Here is a 24,922-nt window from a genome sequence, read left to right as displayed (position 1 = left end):
CGCTCTCTTCCTAGACCAGGCCTCATGGAGACTTATAAGTCTAGGAAGGATTGCCGATTGTGCGGGGAAACTTGCTTGCAGGCCCGGCCTCATCGCGGGTAAACCCGCTCCTACAGGGGTATCAGCTGCAGTGCAGTACCTGTGGGAGCGGCTTTAGCCGCGAAGAAGGCGACGCGGTATTACTCGCCGATAGCAGCCTGATAACCCGCAGCATCCAGCAGCTTGTCCAGCTCAGCCTTGTCGCTTGGCTTCAGCTTGAAGATCCAGGCACCGTAAGGCTCTTCGTTGAGCAGCTCTGGGCTGTCGGCCAGTGCTTCGTTGACCGCGATCACTTCGCCACCGATCGGGGCGTAGATGTCGGAAGCAGCCTTGACCGACTCGACCACGCCAGCCGCGTCGCCTTGGGCGAACACCTTGCCGACTTCCGCCAGTTCGACGAACACGACGTCACCCAGGGCTTCCTGTGCGTGGTCGCTGATGCCAACGGTCACTGTGCCGTCGCTTTCCAGGCGTGCCCACTCGTGGCTTTCGGCAAAACGCAGTTCGGCGGGGATATTGCTCATGTCTTGAATTCCTCGATTGGCTCAGCGGTCGGCCCGCCGGTTAAAAATTATTCAAATCAGGATTTTGCCGTGGCGCACGAAGGTCGGTTTGACCACCCGCACCGGGTACCACTTGCCGCGAATCTCGACCTCGGCGCGGTCGCCGGTGGCCATGGGTAAACGCGCCAGGGCAATAGACTTGCTCAGCGTAGGAGAGAAACTACCACTGGTGATCTCCCCTTCGCCAATGCCAGCAACGCGAACCACCTGATGGGCACGCAAAACACCGCGTTCTTCCAGCACCAGGCCAACCAGTTTTTCCTTCACACCTTGCTCGATTTCCGCCAGCAGGCCCGCGCGGCCGATGAACTCGCGCTCAGCCGGCTCCCAGGCGATGCTCCAGCCCAGGTTGGAGGTGAGTGGGGTATGGGTTTCGTCGATGTCCTGGCCATAAAGGTTCATGCCGGCTTCCAGGCGCAGGGTGTCACGGGCACCCAGGCCACTGGGGGCGATGCCGGCGCCGACCAGGTCGTTGTAGAAGGTAACGGCCTCGTGGCCTGGCAGGATGATCTCAAGGCCGTCTTCACCGGTATAACCGGTGCGGGCAATGAACCAGTCGCCGTCAGCAATGCCTTCGAACGGGCGCAGCGCGCGAATCAGCGCGGCGCGCGAGGCGCTGAGCAAGGCGGCGACCTTGTCACGCGCCTGCGGGCCTTGGATGGCCAGAATGGCCAGGTCCGGGCGCACCTTGAAATCGACCGAGAACTCGGTCTGCTGGGCCTTGAGCCAAGCCAGCACCTTGGCGCGGGTAGCGGCGTTGGTGACCAGGCGGTAGCCGGCTTCGGTGCGATAGGCGATGAGGTCATCGATGACCCCGCCCTCTTCGTTGAGCAGTGGGCTATACAGCGCCTTGCCGACACTGTCGAGGCGGGCAACATCGTTGGCCAGCAAATGCTGCAACCAAGCGGTAGCATCACGGCCACTGATGTCGATCACGGTCATATGGGAAACATCGAAGACCCCGCAGTCACTGCGCACCTGATGGTGCTCCTCGACTTGCGAGCCATAGTGCAGGGGCATGTCCCAACCGCCAAAATCGACCGTCTTGGCGCCGAGCGCCAGGTGCAGGTCATACAAAAGCGTGCGCTGTCCCATGGGTTTCTCCTTCCGGGCGTGGCGAAGCGGCGGCGGTCGATGACGTTTGGTCGTCAGCTCTTCTTGTAGGACCCGCCGCGCGAATGCCGCGCATTGTAGCCGCATGGGCGCGGGCTGGCATCCTTACTGTCAGTGACCGGGGCGCCGAGCTGAGCGGCGAATCAGCCCGATGACCGGCAGCAAGCCCACCAGCACCAGGGTCAAGGCAGGCAGCGAGGCACGCGCCCACTCGCCCTCGCTGGTCATCTCGAACACCCGTACCGCCAAGGTGTCCCAGCCGAACGGGCGCATCAGCAAGGTGGCCGGCATTTCCTTCAACACATCGACGAATACCAGCAGGGCAGCACTCAGTGCACCGGGCACCAGCAACGGCAGATACACCTTGAAAAACAATGCCACGCCGCCGACGCCCAAGCTGCGCGAAGCCTCTGGCAATGAGGGCCGGATACGCTCCAGGCTGCTTTCCAGCGGCCCGTAGGCCACGGCGATGAAGCGCACCAGGTAGGCCAGCAGCAAGGCCGCAAGGCTGCCCAGCAGCAAGGGTTTGCCAGCGCCGCCCAGCCACGTCGAAATCGGCACCACCAGCTGGTTATCGAGGTAACTGAAGGCCAGCATGATCGACACGGCCAGCACCGAGCCTGGCAGGGCATAACCAAGGTTGGCCAGGCCGACCCCGGCGCGGATGCCCCCGGTCGGCGCCTGGCGCCGGGCGAAGGCCAGCAGCAGCGCCACGCTCACCGTGATCAATGCAGCCATGCCGCCCAGGTACAAGGTGTGCAACACCAGGCCGACATAACGCTCGTCCAGGTCATGCCGCCCACGCTGCCAGCACCACACCAGCAGTTGCAGCAGCGGTATGACGAAGGCACAGGCGAACACCAGCAGGCACCAGCCGCTGGCCAGCAGCGCCTTGGCCCCACGCAGGTGATAGAGCGCCTTGCCACGCGCGCGCTCATTACCCGTGCGGCTCGCGCCGCGGGCACGGCGCTCGCCGTACAGCACCAGCATCACCGCCAACAGCAGCAGGCTGGCCAACTGGGCCGCGCTGGACAGGCTGAAGAAGCCGTACCAGGTCTTGTAGATGGCCGTGGTGAAGGTGTCGAAATTGAACACCGCCACTGCACCGAAGTCGGCCAGGGTTTCCATCAATGCCAGGGCGATACCGGCACCGATCGCCGGCCGCGCCATGGGCAGTGCGACGCGCCAGAACGCCTGCAGCGGTGACAACCCCAGTACCCGGGCCGCTTCCATCAGGCCCCTGCCCTGCGCCAGGAAGGCTGTGCGCGCCAGCAGGTAGACATAGGGGTAGAACACCAGCACGAGCACGATGATCACCCCGCCCGTGGAGCGCACGCGCGGCAGGCGCATCGGCCCGAATACTTCGCGCAGGGCGCTTTGCACCGGGCCGGCAAAATCCAGCAGGCCGACGAAAACGAATGCCAGCACGTAGGCGGGGATGGCAAACGGCAGCATCAGCGCCCAGTCCAGCCAGCGCCGGCCAGGGAATTCGCAGAGGCTGGTGAGCCAGGCCAGGCTGACCCCCAATACGGTCACGCCGAGGCCTACGCCTACTACCAGGGTCAGGGTGTTGCCGAGCAGGCGGCTCATCTGAGTGTCGAGCAGGTGTGACCAGATCTGCAGGTCGATCGACTGCCATGACAGCAGCAGGACGCTCAGGGGCAACAGCACCAGGGCGGCGACCAGGGCGACCGGGAGGTACCAGCGGCGTTGGGGGGTGTGGGGCAAGTTCAGAACTCTCGATTGCGATTGCGACCGCTGCGCGGTCGTTCGCGGGCAAGCCCGCCCCCACAGGGTTTACACACGCTTCAGTGGAAAACCTGTGGGAGCGGGCCTGCCCGCGAAAGGGCCCTTGCAGGCCCCGGAAGGATAACTTAGTTCCAGCCAGCCCGATCCATCAAGCGAATCGCTTCGGCCTGCCGCTTGCCAGCGATTTCGACCGGAATGCTGTCAGCCTTGAAGCTGCCCCAGGCGGCTACCTCGTCCGATGGCTTGACCTTCGGGTTGGCCGGGAACTCCTGGTTGATGTCGGCGAACAGCTTCTGCGCGTCCTCGCCGGTCATCCATTCCACCAGCTTTTTCGCAGCCTCAGGGTGCGGGGCATGCTTGGTCAGGCCGATACCCGACAGGTTGACGTGCACACCGCGGTCACCTTGGTTGGGCCAGAAGATCTTGACCGGCAACGTGGGGTTTTGTTTATGCAGGCGCCCGTAGTAGTAAGTGTTGACCACGCCCACGTCGCACTGGCCAGCTTCGATGGCCTGGATCACGGCGTTGTCATCGGAGAACACGTCGGTGGACAGGTTATTCACCCAACCTTTGACGATGGCTTCGGTTTTCGCCTCGCCGTGGTTCTCGATCAAGGTGGCGGTCAGCGACTGGTTGTAGACCTTCTTCGCAGTGCGCAGGCACAGACGCCCTTCCCACTGCTTGTCGGCCAAGGCTTCGTAGGTGCTCAGCTGATCCGGTTTGACCCGGTCGGTGGAGTAGATGATGGTGCGCGCGCGCAGGCTCAGGCCGGTCCAGTCATGGGACGAGGCCCGGTATTGCGGTGGGATGTTCTGGTCGATGATGTCCGATTTGATCGGTTGCAGGATGCCCATCTGCTCGGCCTGCCAGAGGTTGCCGGCATCGACAGTCAGCAGCAGGTCGGCCACACCGTTCTCGCCCTCGGCCTTGATGCGTTGCATCAACGGGGCTTCCTTGTCGGTGATGAACTTGACCTTGACCCCGGTCTTGGCGGTGTAGGCGTCGAACACCGGCTTGATCAGCTCGTCGATGCGCGAGGAGTACACCACCACTTCTTCCGCTGCCTGGGCAGTGCTGCCGAACAACGTCAGGGCCAGGGCGGCCAGTAGGGGCTTGCGTGGCAACATGAAATGCACTCCTCGGATCGTATGAGAGGCGCAAATGGTAGTGAATCCCATTTTGTCCCTCACCCTCGGAGCCGTTACCGGATGTTGCAGGCCGTGCTAACGTCAGGGCTTGGCCAATTCTGGCAGGTCTCCGCTCAAGCCCAACGCTTGGCGCACGAACAATGCCTTGGCCTCTGGCATCTGCTCCACCAGCTTCAAGCCACTGTTACGCAACCAGCGCAACGGCAGCGGATTGGCCTGGAACAGCCGCTCGAACCCTTCCATGGCGGCCATCAGCCCCAAGTTGTGCGGCATGCGCCGGCGCTCATAGCGGCTCAGCACCTTTACATCCGCCAGCCGTTCGCCGCGCTCGCTGGCATTCACCAGCACCTCGGCCAGCACGGCGGCATCAAGGAACCCCAGGTTGACGCCCTGCCCGGCCAACGGATGAATGGTGTGCGCGGCATCGCCGATCAGCGCCAGGCCCTCAGCCACATAGCGCTTGGCATGGCGCTGACGCAGCGGCACGCACACGCGTGGGTCGGCCTGTAGCACCTCGCCCAGGCGCCCCTCGAAGGCCCGCTCCAGGGCCTTGAGGAAGGCCGGCTCGTCCAGCGCCATCAGTTGCTCGGCATGCTCTGGCGTGGTCGACCAGACGATCGAGCACCAGTCCTGCTGGCCCTCACGTGTCAGCGGCAGAAACGCCAGCGGGCCCTCGTCGGTAAAGCGCTGCCAGGCCGTAGCCTGGTGCCCCGCACTGCAACGTACGCTGGTGACGATGGCGTGGTGCAGGTAATCCCACTCACGGGTTTCGCAGCCGGTCAGGCGGCGTACCGCCGAGTTGGCGCCATCCGCCGCCACCACCAACGGCGCCCGCAGTTGGCGGCCGTCGGCCAGGGTCAGCAGCCACTCGTCACCGGAGCGGCGCAGTTGCTCGAGCCGCGCGTTGGGCAACAGGCCGATGTCGCTGTCATGCAGACGCTCCAACAAGCCATCCTGCACCACCCGGTTTTCGACGATGTGGCCGAGCACCTGGGCATGCACGCTGGCCGCCGAGAAATGGATCTGGCCCGTACCGCTGCCATCCCAGACGTGCATGTCGGTATACGGCGTGGCCCGTCGCCGGGCGATGCCATCCCAGGCGCCTAGGCGCTCCAGAATGCGCTGGCTGGCCGCCGACAATGCACTGACGCGCGGCTCGAACGGCGCTTCGGTATCGAAGGGTTTTACCGACAGCGGGCTGCCGTCGAGCAGGAGAATGTCCAAGCCACTGTGGCGCAATGCCAGGGCCAGGGCGCTGCCGACCATACCGGCACCGACAATCAACAGATCTGCGCGCATTTCCATGCCTTACGCCTGCCTCGCTTGCGGCTTGAGCCGCACGTATAGGGTTTTATCGACCCGCGCTACCAGTTCGCCGGCGCCGTCGCGGATGTCCACCTGCAGCCGCGGCAGGCACTTCTTGCCGGTGGCGGTCTGCTGGCGAATGTCGTCGAGCAGGGCGTCATCGAGGTGGAACTCGGCGTACACGGGGCCTTTGCCCGGCGAGATGAAATCGATGCTCGCCGCCTTGTCCCAGACGATGTACTCGCGCCCCAACTGCTCGATCAGCAGCAGCATGTAGAACGGGTCGACCATCGAATAGAGGCTGCCGCCAAACTGGGTACCGACGTAGTTGCGGTTCCAGCGGGTAAGCTTCATGCGGACCTTGACGCTGCGCATGTCCGGGCTGATGTGCTGCACGCGGATACCGGCGCCCAGGTACGGCGGGTAAAGGTTCAGCAACCAGCGCAACATGCGGGCCCGGCGCGCCAGTCTGCGCGGATTGCTCATGCCTGGCCCCGCGGATCGGGGCGCGTACCCAGGCCCATGGCCTGGCGGGCAAACCAGCTTTTTGCCGGCGGCAGCAGGTCGAGCCCGAGCAGGCCAATGTTGCGCCCGGCAGCCAGCAACGGCTGGTTGCTGCCGAACAGGCGGGTGACCTGGTCGGAGAAGCCAATGGTCAGCGCCTGGTCCAGGCGCTGACGCTGGTGGTAGGCCCGCAGGGTGCCCAGGTCACCGGGGTGCTGCGGGCCCGCCAGCAGCGCGTGTGCAAGCACCTGGACGTCACGCAGCGACAGGTTGAAGCCCTGGCCGGCAATGGGGTGCAGGCTGTGCGCAGCGTTGCCCAGCACCACCAGGTGCGGGCGTACCTGCTCTTCGGCCTCGACCAGTGCCAGCGGGTACAGATGCCGTGCACCCACTTGGCGCAAGGCCCCAAGACGATAGCCGAAGGCGTCCTGCAGTTCGCGCAGGAAGCTGCGTTCATCAATTTCGGCCAAGCGCTGAGCGTCCATGCCCTGACGGGTCCAGACCAGCGCGCAGCGGTTTTCCGGCAGTGGCAGCAGGGCCATCGGGCCGGTTTCGGTGAACCGCTCGAACGCCTGGCCGCGGTGGGCTTCGCCAGGCGTGATGTTGGCGATCAGGGCGCTTTGCTCATAGGGCGTGCGGCGCACATGAATACCCAGCTGCTCACGCAGGCCAGAGCGGCCGCCATCGGCCAGCACGGCCAAGTCGCATTCCAGGCTGGTGTCGTCATCCAGCTGCAGGCGATAACCGCCTTCGATGGCGTGCATCGCCCTCACTTCGGCGGGGCAACGCCAACTCACCACCTCAGGGTCCAACCCCTGCCACAGGCACTGCCCGAGCCAGGCGTTTTCCACCACGAAACCCAGCGCTGGCACGCCTTCTTCGTGGGCATCGAGGCGCGTGGCACCGAACCGGCCACGGTCCGATACCTGAATCTGCAGGATAGGCTCGGCGCGCTGGCTGATGGCCCGCCACAGCCCCAATTGCTGGTAGATCTGTTGCGTGCCATACGACAACGCCGACGAGCGTGCATCGTAGCTGGGCTGGAAGCTATGGCCGGGTGCGAACGGCTCGATCAGCAGGATCTTCCAGCCTCGCGCCTTGGCCCCGGCCTGCAGGGCCAACGCCAGGCTCGCGCCGACCAGGCCGCCACCGATGATCGCCAAGTGGACCCGGTTCATGCCGCGTCCTTGCGCGCAGCCTGCATCAGCGCCTCGATCTCGGCGACTGTGCGGGGTACACCCGACGTCAGAATTTCACAGCCCTGCCTGGTCACTACCACGTCGTCCTCGATCCTTACGCCGATGCCGCGCCACTTCTTGGCCACCGCCTGGTTGTCGCCGGCGATGTAGATGCCCGGTTCGACGGTCAGCGCCATGCCGGGCTCCAGCACGCGCCACTGGCCGCCCACTTTGTATTCGCCCACATCATGCACATCCATGCCCAGCCAGTGCCCGGCGCGGTGCATGTAGAACGCGCGGTAGGCTTCGCTTTCGATCAGCCCCTGCACATCGCCCTTGAGCAGCCCCAGTTCCACCAGGCCCTCGGTGATGACCTGCACGGTCGCCTCGTGGGCGTGGTTCCAGTGCTTGCCGGGGGCGATTTCGGCGAAGGCTGCGGCCTGGGCCTTCAGCACCAGCTCGTAGATGGCCTTCTGCTCGGGCGAAAAACGCCCGCTGACCGGGAACGTACGGGTGATGTCGCTGGCATAGCAGTCGATTTCGCAGCCCGCGTCAATCAACACCAGGTCGCCGTCCTTGAGCGGGGCGTCATTCTGCTGATAGTGCAGGATGCAGCCATTGCGCCCGGCCGCGACGATCGAGCCGTAGGCCGGCATTTTCGCGCCGCCTTTGCGGAACTCGTAATCCAGCTCGGCTTCCAGGCTGTACTCATGCAGCCCGGCCCGGCAGGCCTGCATGGCACGCACGTGGGCACGGGCGGAAATGTCTGCGGCAACGCGCATCACCTTCACTTCTGCCGCCGATTTATACAGGCGCATGTCGTGCAGCAGATGATCCAGCGCAACGAACTCGTTCGGCGGCTGGGCACCCAGGCGCGCCTTGGAGCGGATCACGTTGATCCAGTCCATCAGCCGGCGATCGAATTCCGGGTTGCTGCCCATGGCGCTGTACACCCGCTCCCGGCCCTCGATCAGGCCCGGCAGGATCTCGTCGATGTCGGTGATCGGGAAGGCATCGTCGGCGCCAAAATCACGCACCGCACCTTCCTGGCCCGCGCGCAGCCCTTCCCACTGCTCGCGCTCAGGGTTGCGCTCGCGGCAGAACAGCACGTACTCGCCATGTTCACGGCCCGGGATCAGCGCAATCACCGCCTCGGGCTCGGGAAAGCCGCTGAGGTACTGGAAATCGCTGTCCTGGCGGTACACGTGCTCGACATCGCGGTTGCGAATGGCAACGGCGGCGGCGGGCAGGATGGCGATGCTGTTGGGGACCATCTGCGCCATCAGCGCCTTGCGCCGACGGGCATACTCGGCCTTGGGAATGTGGCTCATGGGCAGACTACCCCCGGTTGATCAGTGCAACGATGGCTTGGACGCAGGTGCGGCCGGCTTGGCCAGCTCGGAGAACAGCAGCAGCGGCGCGACGCGCAGGTATTCCATGACTTCCATGTAGTCGCTCTCGCCGTCTTCGGATTCTTCGAGGGCTTCTTGTACCTGGGAGATTGCCACCAGGTCCTGCAGCACGTCTTTGGCTTCGGTGGACAGGTCCTTGCCACCGGCGTTCAGGCCAAAGCCCGTGATGAAGCCTTGGCACCACTGGCCCAGCGCCTCAGCACGGTCAGCCAGCGCGGCATCATCGGTCGGCAGCAGCAGGACGATGGCCATGTCATCGCTGGTGAGCTCGCCCTTGACCATCTCTTGCAAGCCGATCAGGGCGTTGCGGACGGTGTCACCGGGTTCGTTTTCCAGCAGTTGAGCGGCGTCGGCCAGCCAGGCGTCGGCATCGAAGCCGGCACCGGCGCAGCTGCGCCCGACCAGCAAGCCGTGCAGCTCGGCAGGAGTGACAGGGTGGCCGTTGCTGGCAAGCAGCATGGCGAAGGCAATGTAGGGCGATTGGGTATTGGGCATGGGCAACTAGGCGCCAGACGGCGCAATGACTAGAATGGAGACCTTGTATCCTAGCACCGGCAGGCGCGCCAAGACCATCGGCACTGGCCGTCGCGGCCCGGGGAGAGGCATCATCGCCAGGTGACTCAACGACGGAGCGATTCGAGTGCAACCCACGCAAGAGAACGACCTGCAAGCGCTGATGAGCCGATTCGAGTTGCTGATCGAACGTGTCGAGCAACTAAAACGGCAAAATGCACTCCTAGTAGCTCAGGAAAAATCCTGGCGCGAAGAGCGCGCCCACCTCATCGAAAAGAACGAGATCGCAAGGCGCAAGGTCGAGTCGATGATTTTACGCCTCAAGGCTCTGGAGCAAGACTCATGAGTTCAAGCAATAGCGTCACCGTGCAGATCCTCGACAAGGAATACTCGATCATCTGCCCGCCGGAAGAGCGCAACAACCTGGTCAGCGCCGCGCGCTACCTGGACGGCAAGATGCGCGAGATCCGCAGCAGCGGCAAGGTGATCGGCGCCGACCGCATCGCGGTCATGGCTGCGTTGAACATTACCCACGAGATGCTGCACCGCCAGGAAGACCGTAGCGCTGCCCCGGTCGCTGGCACCAACCGCGAACAGGTGCGCGACCTGCTGGATCGGGTCGATAAGGCTTTGTCCGACGACACGGATACCAAAATCGGCTGAGATTGGTATACTGGCGCCACTCCCTGGGGGATGCGCCAGTCGGTTATGTCCCTGAGCCGATACGCACAACCACGGGGGTTGCACGCTGGGGCCGGTGTGCATGTCCGCTCGACGGAAAGCCTTAACGCCCCCTGCAATCTCCACCTTGAACTTTCGGGTTCAAGGGCTACACCGATAGCGGTCTTATCGGGGAGCCTTATTTTTTTGTCCGCCCTTGCTGCGGGCATACCCCTACCAGTCGCGACAACTGGGAACGCCTGTGCCATGACCGACACCGCGCCGCTCACCCGCCCCCAGCTTCGTCGCCTGCTCCGCAATGCCCGCCGCGCACTGACGCCTGCCCAGCAGCGCCAAGCCGCCCTTGGCCTATACCGCCAGCTGGCGCAAGACCCGCTATTCCGCCGCGCCCGGCACATTGCCCTGTACCTGCCCAACGACGGTGAAATCGACCCCTACCTGCTATTGCGCGAAGCCCAGCGACGCGGCAAACGTACTTACCTGCCGGTGCTGCACGCCTGGCCGCGCACACGCATGGTGTTTCAGCGTTTCGAACAGGGTGAAAAACTCAAGCGCAACCGCTTCCGTATTCCAGAGCCACTGACCGACCGCAAACGCCAACGCCCGATCTGGGCTCTGGACCTGATCCTGCTGCCGCTGGTGGGTTTCGATGAAGTGGGTGGCCGCTTGGGCATGGGCGGTGGTTTCTATGACCGCAGCCTGGCCTACCAGGCGCGCCGCAAGACCTGGAAGAAACCTTTGCTATTGGGGCTGGCGCATGAATGCCAGAAGGTCGAGCGGCTGGCACAGGCCAGTTGGGATGTACCATTGCAAGGCACGGTCTCGGACCGCGACTGGTACCTGGCGCCGAACTGAGCGGCGCCAGCGGAGGGCATCAACGTTGCGGCTGGCTGGCGTCGACCGGCATTTGATAGGCGGTGTCCAGCTTACGTTCCAGGAACCCTTGCGCATAACCAGTGGTGACCACACCCAGGCCAAAAATGAACACCAGGATCCACAGCAGATCCGGCTTTTTGCGTTGATTCATCGAAGATTGCCCCCCAGGCAAACTGTTTCGGCTTGGCGATTTTCTGAGTATCGCCAGAGCATCTCGCTTTAAACGGGGCGCATTTTCCGACAACCTGCGCCGACACGCAAACATTGGCGCCAACCGGCTGTCGGTTTCGTGCAACAGGTTATTTCAAACCTTTTCAGGAGCAGCATGCATGGCCTATTGGCTGATGAAATCCGAGCCCGACGAGCTCTCGATCGAAGCCCTTGGCCGGCTGGGCGAAGCGCGCTGGGACGGCGTGCGTAACTACCAGGCGCGCAACTTTTTGCGGGCCATGAGCGTGGGCGACGAGTTCTTCTTCTACCACTCCAGCTGCCCGCAACCGGGCATTGCTGGCATCGCCCGCATCATTGCGGCGGCCTACCCGGACCCGACCGCACTGGACCCAGAAAGCCACTATTACGACCCCAAGGCCACCCCCGAGAAGAACCCGTGGAGTGCGGTGGACGTGGCCCATGTGAAAACCCTACCCAAAGTGCTTGACCTTGGCAGGCTCAAACAACAGGCCGCGCTTGCCGAATTGCCGCTGGTGCAAAAAGGCAGCCGCCTGTCGGTGATGCCGGTTACCCCCGAACAATGGGCGGCCATTGTCGCGCTGAAGTGAAGGTGGGCTAGGATCAAGGGGTTTGACCGATATCAACACGCCATGGATAGCCGCACGCCACGATAGGCTGTGCACTGAGCAGGGATGCTGACTGATGAATCGATATGCCCCCAGGATCTTCGCCACCGCGCTGATCGTCTTACTGGCGACCGCTGCCGGGCTGGGTTACTGGAAGTCGCTGCATGACCAGCTGCCGGAAGGCCTGAGCATGGGCAACGGCCGTCTCGAGGCGACCGAAGTGCAAATTGCCACCAAGGTCCCCGGGCGTTTGGCTGAAGTGCGGGTCGACGAAGGCGACAAGGTGACCCGTGGTCAGCTGCTGGCGCGTATCGACACCCGCACAATGGAAGCCCAGCGCAACCAGGCCGAGGCCGAAGTGCTGCGCGCCCAGGAAAACTACGCGGCGGCCCAGGCCAGCGTGCAACTGCGCCAGAGTGAGCTGCTGCTCGCCGGGCAGGAGCTCAAGCGCGTGCGCGAGATTTTCAAGCGCAACTATGCCAGCCAACAACTGCTCGACCAGCAGCAGGCCCGCTTCGACACCGCGAACGCGGCGGTGGTTGCGGCGCGCGCCCAGCTGGCAGCCGTCAAAGCCGCCATCGGCGCGGCCCAGGCCCAGGTCGCCCAGCTGACCAGCGAGATCGACGACAGCAGCCTGCGCGCGCCCATCGACGGCATCATCCAGCTGCGTCTGGCCGAGCCGGGTGAGGTGTTGGGCGCTGGCGGTCGCGTGTTGATGCTGATCGACCCGAGCGACCAGTACATGAACCTCTACCTCCCAGCCTCCACCAGCGGCCGGCTGACCGTTGGCGATCAGGCACGCATCGTCCTCGATGCCCTGCCCGATCAGGCGTTGCCAGCGAAGGTAGCGTTTGTCGCAGCCAAGGCGCAGTTCACCCCGAAACAGGTCGAAACCCGCGATGAGCGGCAGAAACTGGTGTTTCGCGTAAAACTGCGCCTGAGCGACCCAAGCGCCGTGCCGCAAGCCAAGCCGGGCATGCCGGGTGCTGGCTATGTGCGCACGGCTGACGTGGACTGGCCGGCCAACCTGCAATGAACGCGCCGGCATTGCTGGCCGAGGGCATCAGCCACCGTTATGGCGACCTGATCGCCTTGCAGACGCTGGGTTTCAGCCTGCCCAGCGGCACCCGCTGCGCACTGATCGGGCCTGATGGGGCCGGCAAATCGACCCTGCTCGGGCTGATCGCCGGCGTAAAACGCCTGCAGCAGGGCGAGTTGCAGGTGCTGGGCGGCTCGATCCGCCAACGACGCCACCGAGCTGCGCTGTACCCCAAGGTCGCGTTCATGCCCCAAGGGCTGGGCAACAACCTGTACCCCGAGCTGTCGATCAGCGAGAACATTCGTTTTTTCGCCACGCTGTTTGGCCTGGGCCGGCACGAATGCGAACAGCGCATGGCCAACCTGCTGCAGGCCACCGACCTGCATCGCTTTGCCGAGCGCCCGGCCGGCAAGCTGTCGGGCGGCATGAAGCAGAAACTGGGCCTGTGCTGCGCGTTGATCCACGAACCTGACCTGCTGATCCTCGACGAACCCACGACCGGGGTCGACCCTCTGTCGCGGCGACGCTTCTGGGAACTGGTCGAGCAGGTACGCGAACAACGCCCGCAATTGACGCTGCTGGTGGCCACTGCCTACATGGAGGAAGCCGAGCAGTTCGAGCACTGCCTGATGCTCGATGGCGGCCGGCTGATTGCCGCGGGCCCCAGCCACGCATTGGCGGGCGTCACGCCCAGCGGCAAACTGGACGATGCCTTCACCCATTTCCAGGGGGCAGGGAGTACGCAACCTGCGCCGTTGACTATCCCGCCACGCTCGGCAAATGACGGCCTGGTCGCCATCGAAGCGCATGACCTGACCCTGCGCTTTGGTGACTTCACCGCGGTCAACAAGGTCAGCTTCGCCATTGGTCGTGGGGAAATTTTTGGTTTTCTCGGCTCCAACGGCTGCGGCAAGACCAGCACCATGAAAGTGCTTACGGGCCTGGTACCCGCCAGCGAGGGCAGTGCCAGCCTGCTGGGTCGCCCGGTGGACGCCAGCGACCTGGCCACGCGCAAGCGGGTTGGTTTCATGTCGCAGAGTTTCTCGCTGTATGGCGAGCTCAGCACCCGTCAGAACCTCACGCTGCATGCGCGCCTGTTCGACCTGCCCAAGGCCGACAGCGCGCAGCGCATCAGCGAACTGATCGAGCGCTTTGGCCTGCGCGACATCGCCGACCAACCGTCAGGCGCCCTGCCCCTCGGCCTGCGCCAGCGCCTGTCACTGGCCGTCGCGGTGCTGCACCGCCCTGAAGTGCTGATCCTCGACGAGCCGACTTCCGGCGTCGACCCTGCCGCCCGGGATGACTTCTGGCGACTGCTGGTGGAGTTGTCGCGCGAGCAAGGCGTGACCATTTTCCTCTCTACTCACTTCATGAACGAAGCCCAGCGCTGCGACCGCATTTCGTTCATGCACGCCGGGCGCGTGCTGGCCTGTGACACGCCTGATGCCCTGCAACGCCAATACGCCGGCGAAACCCTGGAAGACGCCTTCGTGCGCTGCCTGGAGCAAGCCCAGGAGGCCGTGCCCCAGACCCCACAAAACACTGTGCTGGAGCAGCCTGCAGCGGCCACACCGCCGTTGCGCCAAGGTTTCAGCCTGCGCCGCCTGCTGGCGGTGGCCAGCCGGGAGGGCAAGGAGCTGCTGCGCGACAAAGTGCGCCTGGCCTTCGCCCTGCTCGGCGCCGTGTTCATGATGGTGATCTTTGGCTATGGCATCTCGCTGGATGTAGAGAACCTCGCCTTCGCCGTTCATGACCAAGACCAAAGCCCGCAAAGCCGGGCCTACCTCGAAGCGTTTCGCGGATCACGGTATTTCGCCGAGCAGGCGCCGATTCGCGATACCCGTGAAATGCACCAACGCCTGCAACGTTCCGAAATCAAACTGGCGCTGGAGATCCCACCCGGCTTTGGCCGTGACCTTTACGCCGGTCGCCAACCGGTGGTGGCCGCCTGGCTCGACGGCGGCATGCCGTTTCGTGCGGAGACCAGCCGCAACTATGTCGAAGCAGTGCACCAGGCGAACCTCGAACAATTTGCCGCGGCCAGCCAGCAACCGGTGCAGCGCCAAGACCCGGTGCGCCTGGAAACACGCTTCCGCTACAACCAGGACGTGGTCAGCGTGAATGCCATCGGGCCCGGCGTCATGGCGCTGATCCTGGCGTTCATCCCGGCCATGCTCACCGCCCTGGGCATCGTCCGGGAAAAAGAACTTGGCTCCATCACCAACTTCTACGCCACGCCCCTCACCCGGCTGGAGTTTCTGCTCGGCAAACAGCTGCCCTACCTGGCCGTAAGCCTGGTCAACTTGGCGTTGCTGGTGGCGATGAACCGCTGGTTGTTTGCCGTACCGCTCAAGGGCAGCGTGCTGGCCCTGGCCTGCGGCGGCGTCGCCTACCTGCTGGCGACCACCAGCCTGGGCTTGCTGATCTCGGCCTTCACCCGCACCCAGATCGCGGCCATCCTGGGCACCATGATCATCACCAGCCTGCCGACCATCCAGTTCTCCGGCCTGATCGTGCCACGCTCGTCGCTCGATGGCGCCGCGGCAGTGATGGGCCAGCTGTTCCCGGCGGGTTACTTCCTGGACATCGCGGTCGGCACCTTCACCAAAGCGCTGGGCCTGCGCGAGCTGTGGCCGCAGTGCCTGATCCTGCTGAGCTTCTTCGCCGTGTTCACCGGCCTGAGCCTGGCCATGCTGAAGAAGCAGGAGGCCTGACATGTCGCGCCTGAACCATACCCTGCGCCTGGGCCTGAAAGAGCTGACCAGCCTGCGCCACGACAGCGTGCTGCTGCTGTTTTTGCTGTATGCCTTCAGCGTGGCGATCTACATGCCGGCGGCGGGCTCGGTGATCGGCGTGCACAACGCCAGCGTTGCCGTGGTGGACGAAGACCATAGCCAGCTCTCGCGCAAGCTCACCGAATCACTGCAACCACCCGAGTTTCAACCTGCCGTGCCGCTGCCCCCGGACCGCCTGGACCAGGCCATGGACAGCGGCCAGTACACCTTCGTGATCAATGTGCCGGTGAACTTCCAGAGCGACCTGCTGGCCGGGCGCTCACCCGAGCTGCAGATCAACGTCGACGCCACGGCCATGAGCCAGGCGTTCATGGGCGCCGGCTACATCGGCCGGATTTTCGAGCGTGAGCTGCTCGACTATGCCCAGCGCACCACAACCCAGAGCCCCGTGCTGATCAACCCCAAGGCACTGTTCAACCCCAACCTGGAGGGTGGCTGGTTTCTGGCCGTGATCCAGATCATCAACAACATCACCATCCTGGCGATCATCCTCACCGGCACGGCGCTGTTGCGCGAGCGTGAACACGGCACACTCGACCACTTGCTGGTGCTGCCGTTGACCGCTTTGGAAATCATGCTGGCGAAAATCGCCAGCAACGCGCTGGTGGTGGTGCTGTGTACCTGGGTGTCGCTCATCGTGGTGGTCAAAGGCGCCCTGGGCGTGCCGCTGTCTGGCTCCATGGGGCTGTTCCTGGCTGTGACCGCGCTGTACCTGTTCGCCAGTACCGCCTTGGGCATCTTCCTCGCCACCCTGGCGCGCTCGACGCCTCAATTCGGCCTGCTGGCGATTCCGGTCATTATCCCGATGCTGTTGCTGTCTGGCGGCAGTACCCCGCTGGACAGCATGCCGCAGTGGCTGCAGTGGGTCATGCAGGGCTCGCCGTCGACGCATTTCGTCAGCCTCGGCACCGCGATCCTGTTCCGCGACGCTGGCGCGGCCGTGGTATGGCCAGACATCCTGGCCCTGGCCGTGATTGGCCTGGTGTTCTTCAGCGTGGCGCTGGCGCGCTTTCGGCGGACGCTGGCGTCCTGAGAGAGTGTCGCTGGGGAATATGAGAACGACACAAAGACAAAGGGCGCCTTCCGGCGCCCTACTCACAGACAGGTCGGCTTGTCATCGCCATCTACCTGCCCGGCTCTGTGATTGCTGGTTAACCAGGATCCGCAGAGTCTTACAAGCCCCTTACGGGAGCAGGATGGATTATCACGCATCAGGTGCTTTATTGACAACAGACTGCACTGTTGCTGGATGTGTGAAGCCCAGCGTGAAGCAAACGGCGGCCCTAACGGCGGCAAAATGCTCGGGCTGCATTGTAAAAGTCATATATTCCCGGCCACCTCCCTGCCGCGACTTGACGCGGCATCTGTCCAGCCTGGAGGTTGCAACCGTGTAGATCATGTCGCACTTGGCCCAGCATGTCAGATCAGGGCCAGGCAAATAACTCGGCAGGACAACGTGATGCCTGGCCAAGTGATCAGGAGCAGTGGTGCTCAACGGGATTATCGTCACCAACTGGCAATTTTGACTGTGCTTGCGAAGAACGACGACGGGCCGCACCTTGATCATTTCAGGTGTTTGAAATCCTGAAAAATCGCACATCAGTACAGTCGCCTCTTTCGGTTGGTACTTCAAAGGCATTGCCAATACTCTCGAGCAACTGAAGACGAGGCACAATTTAACGCGGCCATCGCATCAGAAACTGTAAATTGGCGGACGTACAAGGAAGACAGAAAGGTCCTACGACTAGGGTGTCTGAGCTCGTTTCAGACACAAATGACAAGGCCCTGCTGGAGACCTGCGCCCTACTAGAAGCCGCTGTCGCCGGCTTGCCGGCGATGGGCCCCAAGGGTTTCAGGTCACTGCACAATCAGGTTGTTGAACAGCAGGTCTTCGACAATTGGCTTGCCCTCTTCCGCTTCCATCACCTGCTGCACCTGCTTCAAGGCTTCCTGGCGCAGTTGCTCCTTGGCGTCGACGTTGCTCATCTTGTCCACGGTCTGCTGGGTGAACAGCGCCACCAGCTGGTTACGGATCAGCGGCTCGTGGTGTTTCACGGCCTTGGCGGCTTCATCACCGGTCACGCGCAGGGCTACGTCGGCCTTGTAGACACGCAGCTTGGGGCTGCCGTCGAGGGCATAGTTACCGACAAAGGGTGGGCTCAGGGTGATGTAGGCGACCTTGGGCGCCCCTTCCTTGGCTTCTTCGGCCACGGCCGCAACTGGCAGCATCAGGGCCAGCACCATCAAGATCCACGCTTTCACGAATTCGCTCCTCAATACAATTGGCGCCAGCTTACCCAGCACACCGCTCAAACCCAAGCCCTGGCTTATGCCGGCTCATCAGGGTAGGCCATGCTCGTTGACCCGGCAGGTGGCCCTCCTACACTTATCGGCCACTACCCGCAAAGGAATAGCCCCGATGAAAGCTGTGTTGTGCAAAACCTTGGGCCCGGCGCGCGACCTGGTACTGGAAGACGTCGCCAGCCCCGTGCCGAAAAAGAACGAGATCCTGCTGGATGTGCAGGCTGCGGGCGTCAACTTCCCCGACACCTTGATCATCGAAGGTAAATACCAGTTCCAGCCACCGCTGCCGTTTTCCCCAGGTGGCGAGGCGGCCGGTGTGGTGGCTGCGGTCGGCGAAAAGGCCGGTGCGTTCAAGGTGGGCGATCGGGTCATGGCCCTCACGGGGTGGGGTGCGTTCGCCGAACAGGTGGCGGTGCCCTTCTACAACGTGATGCCGATCCCCGAGCACATGGACTTCACCACCGCCGCCGCCTTCGGCATGACCTATGGCACCTCGATGCATGCACTCAAGCAGCGCGGCCACCTGCAGCCGGGTGAAACCCTGCTGGTGCTGGGGGCCTCAGGGGGTGTGGGCCTGGCGGCCGTGGAAATAGGCAAGGCCATGGGCGCCCGGGTGATCGCTGCAGCCAGCAGCGCCGAAAAACTGGCCGTGGCCAAGGCTGCCGGCGCCGATGAGCTGATCGACTACAGCCAGGCCAGCCTCAAGGACGAGATCAAGCGCCTGACCGGCGGCCAGGGCGTGGACGTGATCTACGACCCGGTGGGTGGCGAGCTGTTCGACCAGGCGGTAAGGGGCCTGGCCTGGAATGGCCGGCTGCTTGTGGTGGGGTTTGCCAGCGGGGCGATCCCACAGCTGGCGGCGAACCTGGTGCTGCTCAAGGGCGCAGCGGTCGTGGGGGTGTTTTGGGGGGCGTTTGCCCAGCGTCAGCCGGAGCAGAATGCAGCTAACTTCCGTCAGCTGTTTGCCTGGCTGGGTGAAGGCAAGCTGAAGCCGCTGGTGTCGGAGACTTATCCACTGGCTGAGGCTGGGGCTGCCATTGAGAAGCTGGGGCAGCGGCAGGCTGTGGGTAAGTTGGTGGTGCTGACTAGCTAGCGTCTGGCTGCTTGGTTGCCTGCTCGGGCCTCTTCGCGGGGCAAGCCCGCTCCCACAGATTATCCACTGCCCTTAAGTCGGCTCGGGTGCCTGTGGGAGCGGGCTTGCCCCGCGAAGAGGCCGGTACTGCCAGTCAATAAATCAGACTTCCCGCAGGTTATGGCAGCGCCTGAACCGCGCCTCCAGGTTGCGATCCGGCATTTGGTGGCTGCGCAACGCATTCAACGTCTGCTCCACATACTCGCGCGTGGTGCCATATCGCCCCTTGGCACTGGCAAGGATCTGGCTGAGCAGTGTGTCGGGCAAATTCCCCGCATAGCACGGCAAATGGCGCTCCAGCACAAAACCCAAGGCCTGCACCTTGCTGCCATCACCCAACCGGCAGCTGAGCCAATGCGGGCGGTAGGCCGGGTACGGCATCTCGCGTTGCCACAGGGCCATCAGCGAATCATCCAGGTTGCTTTCATCCAGCCGATAGGCAAAACCACTGCATGACCCACCACGGTCCAGGCCGAACACCAGGCCGGGCGTTTCCGGTGTGCCACGGTGCTCGTGCGACCACAGGTACAGCCCACGGTGATAACCGTGCACCCGTGCGCGCTGCCGCTCTACCGAACTGCACTCCGGTCGCCAGATCAATGAACCATAGGCGAACAACCACACAGGCCCGCCTTCATGGCGTGACATGGTCAGTTGCATGGAGTTGATCAATTGCTCGTGGGTCAGTTGCTGGCCGAAGTCGAGCGCCGGAGGGTAAGCACTTGTCCAGGACAAACTTTCAATTGCCGACATACGCTGCCGCCATTATTCCCTGTGAACTACAGATGAAGCGAGAATCGCTGTGTGCCGGGGTTTGCGCCCCGCACCTAAGGTGTCTGCATTAACCTTAGGATAGAAACGCGCCAACACTCAAGCCTGAAAGCTAAAGTTTCACGCGAACTTCCGACGATTGGAGAGCATTGTTTCGAGCGCAGGGAAGTTATTAGCCAAGGCGGTAACAATTACCGCCTTATACCCACTCGGTTGAACTTGAGTTATTAGCCGCGCGGCGCGTAGGCAAATACATCGGCGCGCATGCGGTGTGCATCCATACCGGCCTCGACCAGGGCATCGAGGGTGGCATAGACCATGTTTGGCGAGCCGCTGGCGTAGACGTGCACGCCGTTGAGGTCGTGGATGTCTTCGCAAACGGCCTCGTGCAGCATGCCGCAACGGCCTTCCCACCCACAAAGGTCACTGACGACCTTGTGCAGGAACAGGTTGGGCAGGCGCAACCATTCGTCCCAATGCTCGATCTGGTAAAAGTCCTCAGGCCGACGCACACCCCAGTAAAGGTGTACCGGATGCTTGAAGCCCTGGGCGCGGCAATGCTCGACCAGGCTGTGCATCTGGCCCATTCCCGTACCGGCGGCGATCAGCACCAGCGGCCCGTCTGGCAACTCGGCCAGGTGCGCATCACCGAAAGGCATTTCGATGCGCGCCAGGCGATCACGCTGCAGTTGCTCGATCAGCTGCAGCGCGCTGGGCTCACGCGCCAGCACGTGCAGTTCCAGCTCACGCCCACCATGGGGCGCAGAGGCCAGGGAGAACGCCGCCTGCTTGCCGCCCTCGCGCTCGATCATCAGGTACTGACCGGCGTGATAACGCGGCGGCTTGCCGGCAGGCGCACGCAGGCGCACGCGCCAAACGTCGCCACCGACCTCGACGCATTCGCTCACGCTACACGCCAGCTTGCGCACTGGCAGCTCGCCCAGGGCGAGCACACCGTCCCAGAGCAACACGCAATCCTCCAGCGGTTCGGCAATACAGGTGAACAGCTCGCCATGGTCGCGTACTTCGCCGTTCTGGCGGACGCTCCCTTCCACCAGCAAGGCGGCGCAAACATGGCAATTGCCATTGCGGCAGCTGTTCGGGCAGTCATAGCCGAGCCGCCGCGCTCCATCCAGGATCCGTTCCCCGGGTTCAAGCGCCAGCACTGCCCCGGACGGCTGCAACGTTACCTGCATCAATCTATTCCCAACTGATCCCACAGCTCATCGATACGGCGGGTGACGGCCTCGTCCTTGACGATGACCCGTCCCCATTCGCGTGTAGTCTCGCCCGGCCACTTGTGGGTGGCGTCCAGGCCCATCTTCGACCCCAACCCGGACACCGGCGACGCGAAGTCCAGGTAGTCGATCGGGGTGTTGTCGATCATCACCGTATCACGCTTGGGGTCCATGCGCGTGGTGATGGCCCAGATCACATCGTTCCAGTCGCGGGCGTTGATGTCATCGTCGGTGACGATAACAAACTTGGTGTACATGAACTGTCGCAGGAACGACCACACACCCAGCATCACGCGCTTGGCGTGGCCTGGGTATTGTTTTTTCATGGTCACCACCGCCATGCGGTACGAGCAACCTTCCGGTGGCAGGTAGAAGTCGACGATCTCCGGGAACTGCTTTTGCAGGATCGGCACGAACACTTCGTTCAGCGCCACGCCGAGAATCGCCGGCTCATCCGGCGGACGGCCCGTGTAGGTGCTGTGGTAGATCGGTTTTAGCCGGTGAGTGATGCGCTCGACCGTGAACACCGGGAAGCTGTCCACTTCGTTGTAATAGCCGGTGTGGTCACCGTAGGGGCCTTCCGGCGCCATTTCGCCCGGGTGAATCACGCCTTCGAGAATGATCTCGGCGGTGGCCGGCACCTGCAGGTTGCTGCCACGGCACTTGACCAGCTCGGTGCGGTTGCCACGCAGCAGGCCCGCGAAGGCGTATTCGGACAGGGTATCCGGCACCGGCGTCACGGCGCCCAGGATGGTTGCAGGGTCTGCGCCCAGCGCCACGGCCACTGGGAACGGCTGGCCGGGGTGCTTCTCGCACCACTCGCGGTAATCCAGCGCGCCGCCACGGTGGCTCAGCCAGCGCATGATGACCTTGTTGCGGCCGATGACCTGCTGGCGGTAGATGCCCAGGTTCTGGCGGTCCTTGTTCGGGCCGCGGGTAACGGTCAGGCCCCAGGTGATCAGCGGGGCCACATCGCCTGGCCAGCAGTGCTGGATCGGCAACTGGCCAAGGTCGACATCGTCACCTTCGACCACGACTTCCTGGCACACCGCGTCCTTGACCACCTTCGGCGCCATCGACACGACCTTCTTGAAGATCGGCAGCTTCGACCAGGCATCCTTCAGGCCTTTCGGCGGCTCTGGTTCTTTGAGGAAGGCCAGCAGCTTGCCGATTTCGCGCAGTTCTTCGACCGACTCAGCGCCCATGCCCATGGCCACCCGCTCGGGCGTGCCGAACAGGTTGCCCAGTACCGGGATGTCGTACCCGGTAGGCTTCTCGAACAGCAACGCCGGGCCTTTGGCACGCAGGGTGCGGTCGCAGACCTCGGTCATTTCCAGGACGGGAGAGATCGGAACCTGGATGCGCTTGAGTTCACCGCGCTGTTCCAGGCCACGGATGAAGTCGCGCAAGTCGCGATACTGCATGCAGGAGCCTCGTGTTGGCCGTATCGGTCGGGGTGCAGAGTGTAGCGCCTAAGGGGGCAAATTGGCCAAAGGAGTCTGGGATCAGCCGCTGTGGTGCTGTTCGCTATTATGCGTTACCACTTTTGACAGCCCGATTCCCAGTGCTTGCAGCACCTTAAGCACGGTCGATAGCCGAGGATCACCGTCCGCTGCCAGCGCGCGATAGAGATTGGGACGGGCAAGCCCCGTGGCCTGCGCAAGATTGCCCAAGCCGCCGCGCGCTTCAGCCACGCGGCGGACCGCCGTCAGAAAGCCCGCAGCACCACCAGGCTCATCGATTTCCTCGAGTGCCACGGCGAGATAGTCGATGGCGAAGGCTTCGTCATTGCGAAGCATCTCAAGAACACTTTCTTCATGCGAACGTGTGCCGGTCATAGCGTTACCTTGTGCCTGTGCCAAAGCAACTTGGCTTGGTCGATATCAGCCTGCTGCCGGTCTTTCGAGCCGCCTCCGAGCAGGAAAATAATGCTCCGCCCACGGGTGGCGTAATAGATGCGGTAGCCTGGCCCAAAATCCAGTTTCATCTCGAACACGCCATCACCCACTGGCTCGGTCACACCGAAATGGCCCTGTTCTGCTCGGTCGATGCGTGTGGTAATTCTTGCTTTCAACCGGGTGTCGCGAATGGTATCCAACCAGGCTTGGTAGAGATCCACACCGTTGACGGATAGAACGTGATGAACTGTGTACATCCATATTGTACCTTATAAGAGACAATCCATGTGTCGACTTATTCACCGACCCTGGGGCTAGGCTCGATGACGGCGTGAGGTTGATGCCTGCAGGGGCATGACCGAAAACCGCAGGCAGCATGGTGGCCTGCGTTCTGGGGGCTGGCGAACGATCTTTTGTGACAAACAGCAAAAAGCCGGGTTTCCCCGGCTTTTTGCGTGATGCAGCGAAGCTTACTTACGCTTCATCGACAAGAAGAACTCGTCGTTGGTCTTGGTCTGCTTGAGCTTGTCGACCAGGAACTCGATGGCGGCGATTTCGTCCATCGGGTGCAGCAGCTTGCGCAGGATCCACATGCGCTGCAGTTCGTCGTCGGCGGTCAGCAGCTCTTCGCGGCGGGTGCCGGAGCGGTTGATGTTGATGGCCGGGAACACACGCTTCTCGGCGATACGACGGTCCAGGGGCAGCTCCATGTTGCCGGTACCCTTGAACTCTTCGTAGATCACTTCGTCCATCTTCGAGCCGGTTTCGACCAGCGCGGTGGCGATGATGGTCAGCGAACCGCCTTCTTCGATGTTACGCGCGGCACCGAAGAAACGCTTCGGCTTCTCCAGGGCGTGGGCGTCGACACCACCGGTGAGGACCTTGCCGGAGCTCGGGATCACGGTGTTGTAGGCACGTGCCAGACGGGTGATGGAGTCGAGCAGGATGACCACGTCTTTCTTGTGCTCGACCAGGCGCTTGGCCTTCTCGATGACCATCTCGGCAACCTGCACGTGGCGGGTTGGCGGCTCGTCGAAGGTCGAAGCGACCACTTCGCCGCGCACGGTGCGCTGCATTTCGGTCACTTCTTCCGGGCGCTCGTCGATCAGCAGGACGATCAGGTGGCACTCGGGGTTGTTACGGGTGATGTTCGCCGCGATGTTCTGCAGCATGATCGTTTTACCCGCTTTCGGCGGGGCGACGATCAGGCCACGCTGGCCTTTGCCGATCGGGGCGCACAGGTCGATGACGCGGCCGGTCAAGTCTTCGGTGGAACCGTTACCGGCTTCCATCTTCAGGCGCTTGTTGGGGAACAGCGGCGTCAGGTTTTCGAACAGGATCTTGTTCTTCGCGTTTTCAGGGCGATCGAAGTTGATCGTGTCGACCTTCAGCAGGGCGAAGTAACGCTCCCCTTCCTTCGGCGGGCGGATCTTGCCGACTATGGTATCGCCGGTACGCAGGTTGAAACGGCGGATCTGGCTAGGCGAGACGTAGATGTCGTCGGGGCCGGCCAGGTAGGACGCATCAGCCGAACGCAGGAAACCGAAACCATCCTGGAGAATCTCCAGCACGCCGTCACCCGAGATCTCTTCGCCGCTTTTCGCGTGCTTCTTCAGCAGGGCGAAAATCACGTCCTGTTTGCGCGAACGGGCCATGTTTTCGATGCCCATCTGTTCGGCCATTTCCAGCAGATCGGTAATCGGCTTTTGCTTGAGTTCAGTCAGGTTCATAAGGGGAGTGACGTAATCATGTATGAAGGGAGGATTAAGCTTCTGGCTTAATGAAGCCGCGCCGCTAGAAGGCGATAGGATCGCGCACAGATTCTAATTAGGAGTGCGTCGGCGACGGCGTGCAGGGGGCACTGGAG

General features: G+C 63.0%; 26 protein-coding genes and 1 other RNA gene. 9 read left to right on the top strand and 18 right to left on the bottom strand.

Features of this window, described 5'->3' with window-relative positions; all coding sequences use genetic code 11:
• Positions 1–179: 179 nt before the first annotated feature.
• The 9 genes from gcvH to QOS90_RS01665 all read right to left on the bottom strand — a co-directional run bounded on the left by gcvH (position 180) and on the right by QOS90_RS01665 (position 9,506).
• Positions 180–563, bottom strand: a complete 384-nt coding sequence (gene gcvH / locus QOS90_RS01705; protein WP_027592242.1) for a glycine cleavage system protein GcvH — start codon at positions 561–563, stop codon at positions 180–182.
• Positions 564–614: 51 nt separating this feature from the next.
• Positions 615–1,697: a glycine cleavage system aminomethyltransferase GcvT gene (gene gcvT / locus QOS90_RS01700; RefSeq protein WP_085272195.1), complete on the bottom strand. Its 1,083-nt coding sequence runs from the start codon at positions 1,695–1,697 to the stop codon at positions 615–617.
• 129 nt (positions 1,698–1,826) lie between these two features.
• Positions 1,827–3,443: an ABC transporter permease gene (locus QOS90_RS01695; protein WP_085272194.1), complete on the bottom strand. Its 1,617-nt coding sequence runs from the start codon at positions 3,441–3,443 to the stop codon at positions 1,827–1,829.
• Between the two features lie 146 nt (positions 3,444–3,589).
• Complete coding sequence (locus QOS90_RS01690) at positions 3,590–4,591, bottom strand: extracellular solute-binding protein (protein ID WP_085272193.1); 1,002 nt, start codon at positions 4,589–4,591, stop codon at positions 3,590–3,592.
• 102 nt (positions 4,592–4,693) lie between these two features.
• Positions 4,694–5,911, bottom strand: coding sequence for a 2-octaprenyl-3-methyl-6-methoxy-1,4-benzoquinol hydroxylase (locus tag QOS90_RS01685; RefSeq protein WP_177323869.1), 1,218 nt, complete (start codon positions 5,909–5,911; stop codon positions 4,694–4,696).
• A gap of 9 nt (positions 5,912–5,920) precedes the next feature.
• Positions 5,921–6,403 carry a DUF4442 domain-containing protein gene (locus tag QOS90_RS01680; RefSeq protein ID WP_027592237.1) on the bottom strand — a complete coding sequence of 161 codons (483 nt, stop codon included), beginning with the start codon at positions 6,401–6,403 and terminating at the stop codon, positions 5,921–5,923.
• Positions 6,400–7,599, bottom strand: coding sequence for a 2-octaprenyl-6-methoxyphenyl hydroxylase (gene ubiH / locus QOS90_RS01675; RefSeq protein WP_027592236.1), 1,200 nt, complete (start codon positions 7,597–7,599; stop codon positions 6,400–6,402). Before ubiH ends, QOS90_RS01680 begins: the two co-directional genes overlap by 4 nt.
• Positions 7,596–8,930 (bottom strand): Xaa-Pro aminopeptidase, encoded by a 1,335-nt coding sequence (gene pepP / locus QOS90_RS01670; protein WP_085272192.1) that lies wholly within the window; start codon positions 8,928–8,930, stop codon positions 7,596–7,598. The genes ubiH and pepP overlap by 4 nt, the downstream gene beginning before the upstream one ends.
• Positions 8,931–8,951: 21 nt before the next feature.
• Positions 8,952–9,506, bottom strand: coding sequence for a YecA/YgfB family protein (locus QOS90_RS01665; protein WP_085272191.1), 555 nt, complete (start codon positions 9,504–9,506; stop codon positions 8,952–8,954).
• Between the two features lie 181 nt (positions 9,507–9,687).
• Here QOS90_RS01665 and QOS90_RS01660 point away from each other — a divergent pair, with 181 nt between their 5' ends.
• The 4 genes from QOS90_RS01660 (at position 9,688) to QOS90_RS01645 (ending at position 11,060) form a co-directional block, all read left to right on the top strand.
• Positions 9,688–9,870 (top strand): TIGR02449 family protein, encoded by a 183-nt coding sequence (locus QOS90_RS01660; RefSeq protein WP_033693939.1) that lies wholly within the window; start codon positions 9,688–9,690, stop codon positions 9,868–9,870.
• Entirely contained in the window at positions 9,867–10,187 is a 321-nt protein-coding gene (locus QOS90_RS01655) for a cell division protein ZapA (protein ID WP_027592233.1), read from the top strand. The genes QOS90_RS01660 and QOS90_RS01655 overlap by 4 nt, the downstream gene beginning before the upstream one ends.
• A 17-nt stretch (positions 10,188–10,204) precedes the next feature.
• A non-coding RNA gene (gene ssrS / locus QOS90_RS01650) (6S RNA) lies at positions 10,205–10,384 on the top strand.
• 67 nt (positions 10,385–10,451) lie between these two features.
• On the top strand, positions 10,452–11,060 hold the full coding sequence (locus tag QOS90_RS01645) for a 5-formyltetrahydrofolate cyclo-ligase (RefSeq protein ID WP_027592232.1): 609 nt from the start codon (positions 10,452–10,454) through the stop codon (positions 11,058–11,060).
• 19 nt (positions 11,061–11,079) lie between these two features.
• Here QOS90_RS01645 and QOS90_RS01640 read toward each other — a convergent pair whose 3' ends face one another.
• A complete protein-coding gene (locus tag QOS90_RS01640) occupies positions 11,080–11,232 on the bottom strand; it encodes a hypothetical protein (protein WP_172960392.1) in 153 nt (50 codons plus the stop codon).
• Between the two features lie 178 nt (positions 11,233–11,410).
• Here QOS90_RS01640 and QOS90_RS01635 point away from each other — a divergent pair, with 178 nt between their 5' ends.
• The 4 genes from QOS90_RS01635 (at position 11,411) to QOS90_RS01620 (ending at position 16,745) form a co-directional block, all read left to right on the top strand.
• Positions 11,411–11,860, top strand: coding sequence for an EVE domain-containing protein (locus QOS90_RS01635; RefSeq protein ID WP_027592231.1), 450 nt, complete (start codon positions 11,411–11,413; stop codon positions 11,858–11,860).
• A 94-nt stretch (positions 11,861–11,954) separates the two neighbouring features.
• On the top strand, positions 11,955–12,914 hold the full coding sequence (locus tag QOS90_RS01630; protein WP_027592230.1) for an HlyD family secretion protein: 960 nt from the start codon (positions 11,955–11,957) through the stop codon (positions 12,912–12,914).
• Positions 12,911–15,631: a ribosome-associated ATPase/putative transporter RbbA gene (gene rbbA, locus QOS90_RS01625; protein ID WP_085272190.1), complete on the top strand. Its 2,721-nt coding sequence runs from the start codon at positions 12,911–12,913 to the stop codon at positions 15,629–15,631. Before QOS90_RS01630 ends, rbbA begins: the two co-directional genes overlap by 4 nt.
• A 1-nt stretch (position 15,632) precedes the next feature.
• Entirely contained in the window at positions 15,633–16,745 is a 1,113-nt protein-coding gene (locus QOS90_RS01620) for an ABC transporter permease (protein WP_027592228.1), read from the top strand.
• A 171-nt stretch (positions 16,746–16,916) separates the two neighbouring features.
• Here the strand turns inward: QOS90_RS01620 and QOS90_RS01615 are convergent, their stop codons facing one another.
• Positions 16,917–17,351 carry a type II toxin-antitoxin system PemK/MazF family toxin gene (locus QOS90_RS01615; RefSeq protein WP_027592227.1) on the bottom strand — a complete coding sequence of 145 codons (435 nt, stop codon included), beginning with the start codon at positions 17,349–17,351 and terminating at the stop codon, positions 16,917–16,919.
• A 218-nt stretch (positions 17,352–17,569) separates the two neighbouring features.
• Positions 17,570–17,974: a flagellar basal body-associated protein FliL gene (locus tag QOS90_RS01610; protein ID WP_027592226.1), complete on the bottom strand. Its 405-nt coding sequence runs from the start codon at positions 17,972–17,974 to the stop codon at positions 17,570–17,572.
• A 157-nt stretch (positions 17,975–18,131) separates the two neighbouring features.
• Here QOS90_RS01610 and QOS90_RS01605 point away from each other — a divergent pair, with 157 nt between their 5' ends.
• Positions 18,132–19,109 carry an NADPH:quinone oxidoreductase family protein gene (locus tag QOS90_RS01605; RefSeq protein ID WP_085272189.1) on the top strand — a complete coding sequence of 326 codons (978 nt, stop codon included), beginning with the start codon at positions 18,132–18,134 and terminating at the stop codon, positions 19,107–19,109.
• Positions 19,110–19,250: 141 nt separating this feature from the next.
• On the opposite strand, the gene QOS90_RS01600 is transcribed toward QOS90_RS01605, so the two are convergent.
• From QOS90_RS01600 to rho, 6 genes are all read right to left on the bottom strand, one after another.
• Positions 19,251–19,901, bottom strand: a complete 651-nt coding sequence (locus QOS90_RS01600) for a gamma-glutamylcyclotransferase (RefSeq protein WP_027592224.1) — start codon at positions 19,899–19,901, stop codon at positions 19,251–19,253.
• A 245-nt stretch (positions 19,902–20,146) separates the two neighbouring features.
• Positions 20,147–21,115: a CDP-6-deoxy-delta-3,4-glucoseen reductase gene (locus QOS90_RS01595; protein ID WP_027592223.1), complete on the bottom strand. Its 969-nt coding sequence runs from the start codon at positions 21,113–21,115 to the stop codon at positions 20,147–20,149.
• On the bottom strand, positions 21,115–22,581 hold the full coding sequence (ubiD, locus tag QOS90_RS01590) for a 4-hydroxy-3-polyprenylbenzoate decarboxylase (protein ID WP_027592222.1): 1,467 nt from the start codon (positions 22,579–22,581) through the stop codon (positions 21,115–21,117). Before ubiD ends, QOS90_RS01595 begins: the two co-directional genes overlap by 1 nt.
• Positions 22,582–22,662: 81 nt before the next feature.
• Complete coding sequence (locus QOS90_RS01585) at positions 22,663–22,995, bottom strand: addiction module antidote protein (protein WP_027592221.1); 333 nt, start codon at positions 22,993–22,995, stop codon at positions 22,663–22,665.
• Positions 22,992–23,312, bottom strand: a complete 321-nt coding sequence (locus tag QOS90_RS01580) for a type II toxin-antitoxin system RelE/ParE family toxin (protein WP_027592220.1) — start codon at positions 23,310–23,312, stop codon at positions 22,992–22,994. Before QOS90_RS01580 ends, QOS90_RS01585 begins: the two co-directional genes overlap by 4 nt.
• Positions 23,313–23,525: 213 nt before the next feature.
• On the bottom strand, positions 23,526–24,785 hold the full coding sequence (gene rho, locus QOS90_RS01575) for a transcription termination factor Rho (RefSeq protein ID WP_003253661.1): 1,260 nt from the start codon (positions 24,783–24,785) through the stop codon (positions 23,526–23,528).
• Between the last annotated feature and the right edge of the window lie 137 nt (positions 24,786–24,922).

It is taken from the genome of Pseudomonas sp. LAIL14HWK12:I10 (assembly GCF_900184205.1).
Classification (GTDB): Bacteria; Pseudomonadota; Gammaproteobacteria; order Pseudomonadales; family Pseudomonadaceae; genus Aquipseudomonas; species Aquipseudomonas kermanshahensis.
This window is presented reverse-complemented; position numbering and strand designations above follow the sequence as displayed.

Excerpts from the sequence above, each read along its gene's own strand:
- gcvH (WP_027592242.1), bottom strand. The coding sequence starts at position 563 with ATGAGCAATATCCCCGCCGAACTGCGTTTTGCCGAAAGCCACGAGTGG.
- gcvT (WP_085272195.1), bottom strand. The coding sequence starts at position 1,697 with ATGGGACAGCGCACGCTTTTGTATGACCTGCACCTGGCGCTCGGCGCC.
- QOS90_RS01690 (WP_085272193.1), bottom strand. The coding sequence starts at position 4,591 with ATGTTGCCACGCAAGCCCCTACTGGCCGCCCTGGCCCTGACGTTGTTC.
- QOS90_RS01685 (WP_177323869.1), bottom strand. The coding sequence starts at position 5,911 with ATGCGCGCAGATCTGTTGATTGTCGGTGCCGGTATGGTCGGCAGCGCC.
- QOS90_RS01680 (WP_027592237.1), bottom strand. The coding sequence starts at position 6,403 with ATGAGCAATCCGCGCAGACTGGCGCGCCGGGCCCGCATGTTGCGCTGG.
- ubiH (WP_027592236.1), bottom strand. The coding sequence starts at position 7,599 with ATGAACCGGGTCCACTTGGCGATCATCGGTGGCGGCCTGGTCGGCGCG.
- pepP (WP_085272192.1), bottom strand. The coding sequence starts at position 8,930 with ATGAGCCACATTCCCAAGGCCGAGTATGCCCGTCGGCGCAAGGCGCTG.
- QOS90_RS01665 (WP_085272191.1), bottom strand. The coding sequence starts at position 9,506 with ATGCCCAATACCCAATCGCCCTACATTGCCTTCGCCATGCTGCTTGCC.
- QOS90_RS01660 (WP_033693939.1), top strand. The coding sequence starts at position 9,688 with ATGAGCCGATTCGAGTTGCTGATCGAACGTGTCGAGCAACTAAAACGG.
- QOS90_RS01655 (WP_027592233.1), top strand. The coding sequence starts at position 9,867 with ATGAGTTCAAGCAATAGCGTCACCGTGCAGATCCTCGACAAGGAATAC.
- QOS90_RS01645 (WP_027592232.1), top strand. The coding sequence starts at position 10,452 with ATGACCGACACCGCGCCGCTCACCCGCCCCCAGCTTCGTCGCCTGCTC.
- QOS90_RS01640 (WP_172960392.1), bottom strand. The coding sequence starts at position 11,232 with ATGAATCAACGCAAAAAGCCGGATCTGCTGTGGATCCTGGTGTTCATT.
- QOS90_RS01635 (WP_027592231.1), top strand. The coding sequence starts at position 11,411 with ATGGCCTATTGGCTGATGAAATCCGAGCCCGACGAGCTCTCGATCGAA.
- QOS90_RS01630 (WP_027592230.1), top strand. The coding sequence starts at position 11,955 with ATGAATCGATATGCCCCCAGGATCTTCGCCACCGCGCTGATCGTCTTA.
- rbbA (WP_085272190.1), top strand. The coding sequence starts at position 12,911 with ATGAACGCGCCGGCATTGCTGGCCGAGGGCATCAGCCACCGTTATGGC.
- QOS90_RS01620 (WP_027592228.1), top strand. The coding sequence starts at position 15,633 with ATGTCGCGCCTGAACCATACCCTGCGCCTGGGCCTGAAAGAGCTGACC.
- QOS90_RS01615 (WP_027592227.1), bottom strand. The coding sequence starts at position 17,351 with ATGCCTTTGAAGTACCAACCGAAAGAGGCGACTGTACTGATGTGCGAT.
- QOS90_RS01605 (WP_085272189.1), top strand. The coding sequence starts at position 18,132 with ATGAAAGCTGTGTTGTGCAAAACCTTGGGCCCGGCGCGCGACCTGGTA.
- QOS90_RS01600 (WP_027592224.1), bottom strand. The coding sequence starts at position 19,901 with ATGTCGGCAATTGAAAGTTTGTCCTGGACAAGTGCTTACCCTCCGGCG.
- QOS90_RS01595 (WP_027592223.1), bottom strand. The coding sequence starts at position 21,115 with ATGCAGGTAACGTTGCAGCCGTCCGGGGCAGTGCTGGCGCTTGAACCC.
- ubiD (WP_027592222.1), bottom strand. The coding sequence starts at position 22,581 with ATGCAGTATCGCGACTTGCGCGACTTCATCCGTGGCCTGGAACAGCGC.
- QOS90_RS01585 (WP_027592221.1), bottom strand. The coding sequence starts at position 22,995 with ATGACCGGCACACGTTCGCATGAAGAAAGTGTTCTTGAGATGCTTCGC.
- QOS90_RS01580 (WP_027592220.1), bottom strand. The coding sequence starts at position 23,312 with ATGTACACAGTTCATCACGTTCTATCCGTCAACGGTGTGGATCTCTAC.
- rho (WP_003253661.1), bottom strand. The coding sequence starts at position 24,785 with ATGAACCTGACTGAACTCAAGCAAAAGCCGATTACCGATCTGCTGGAA.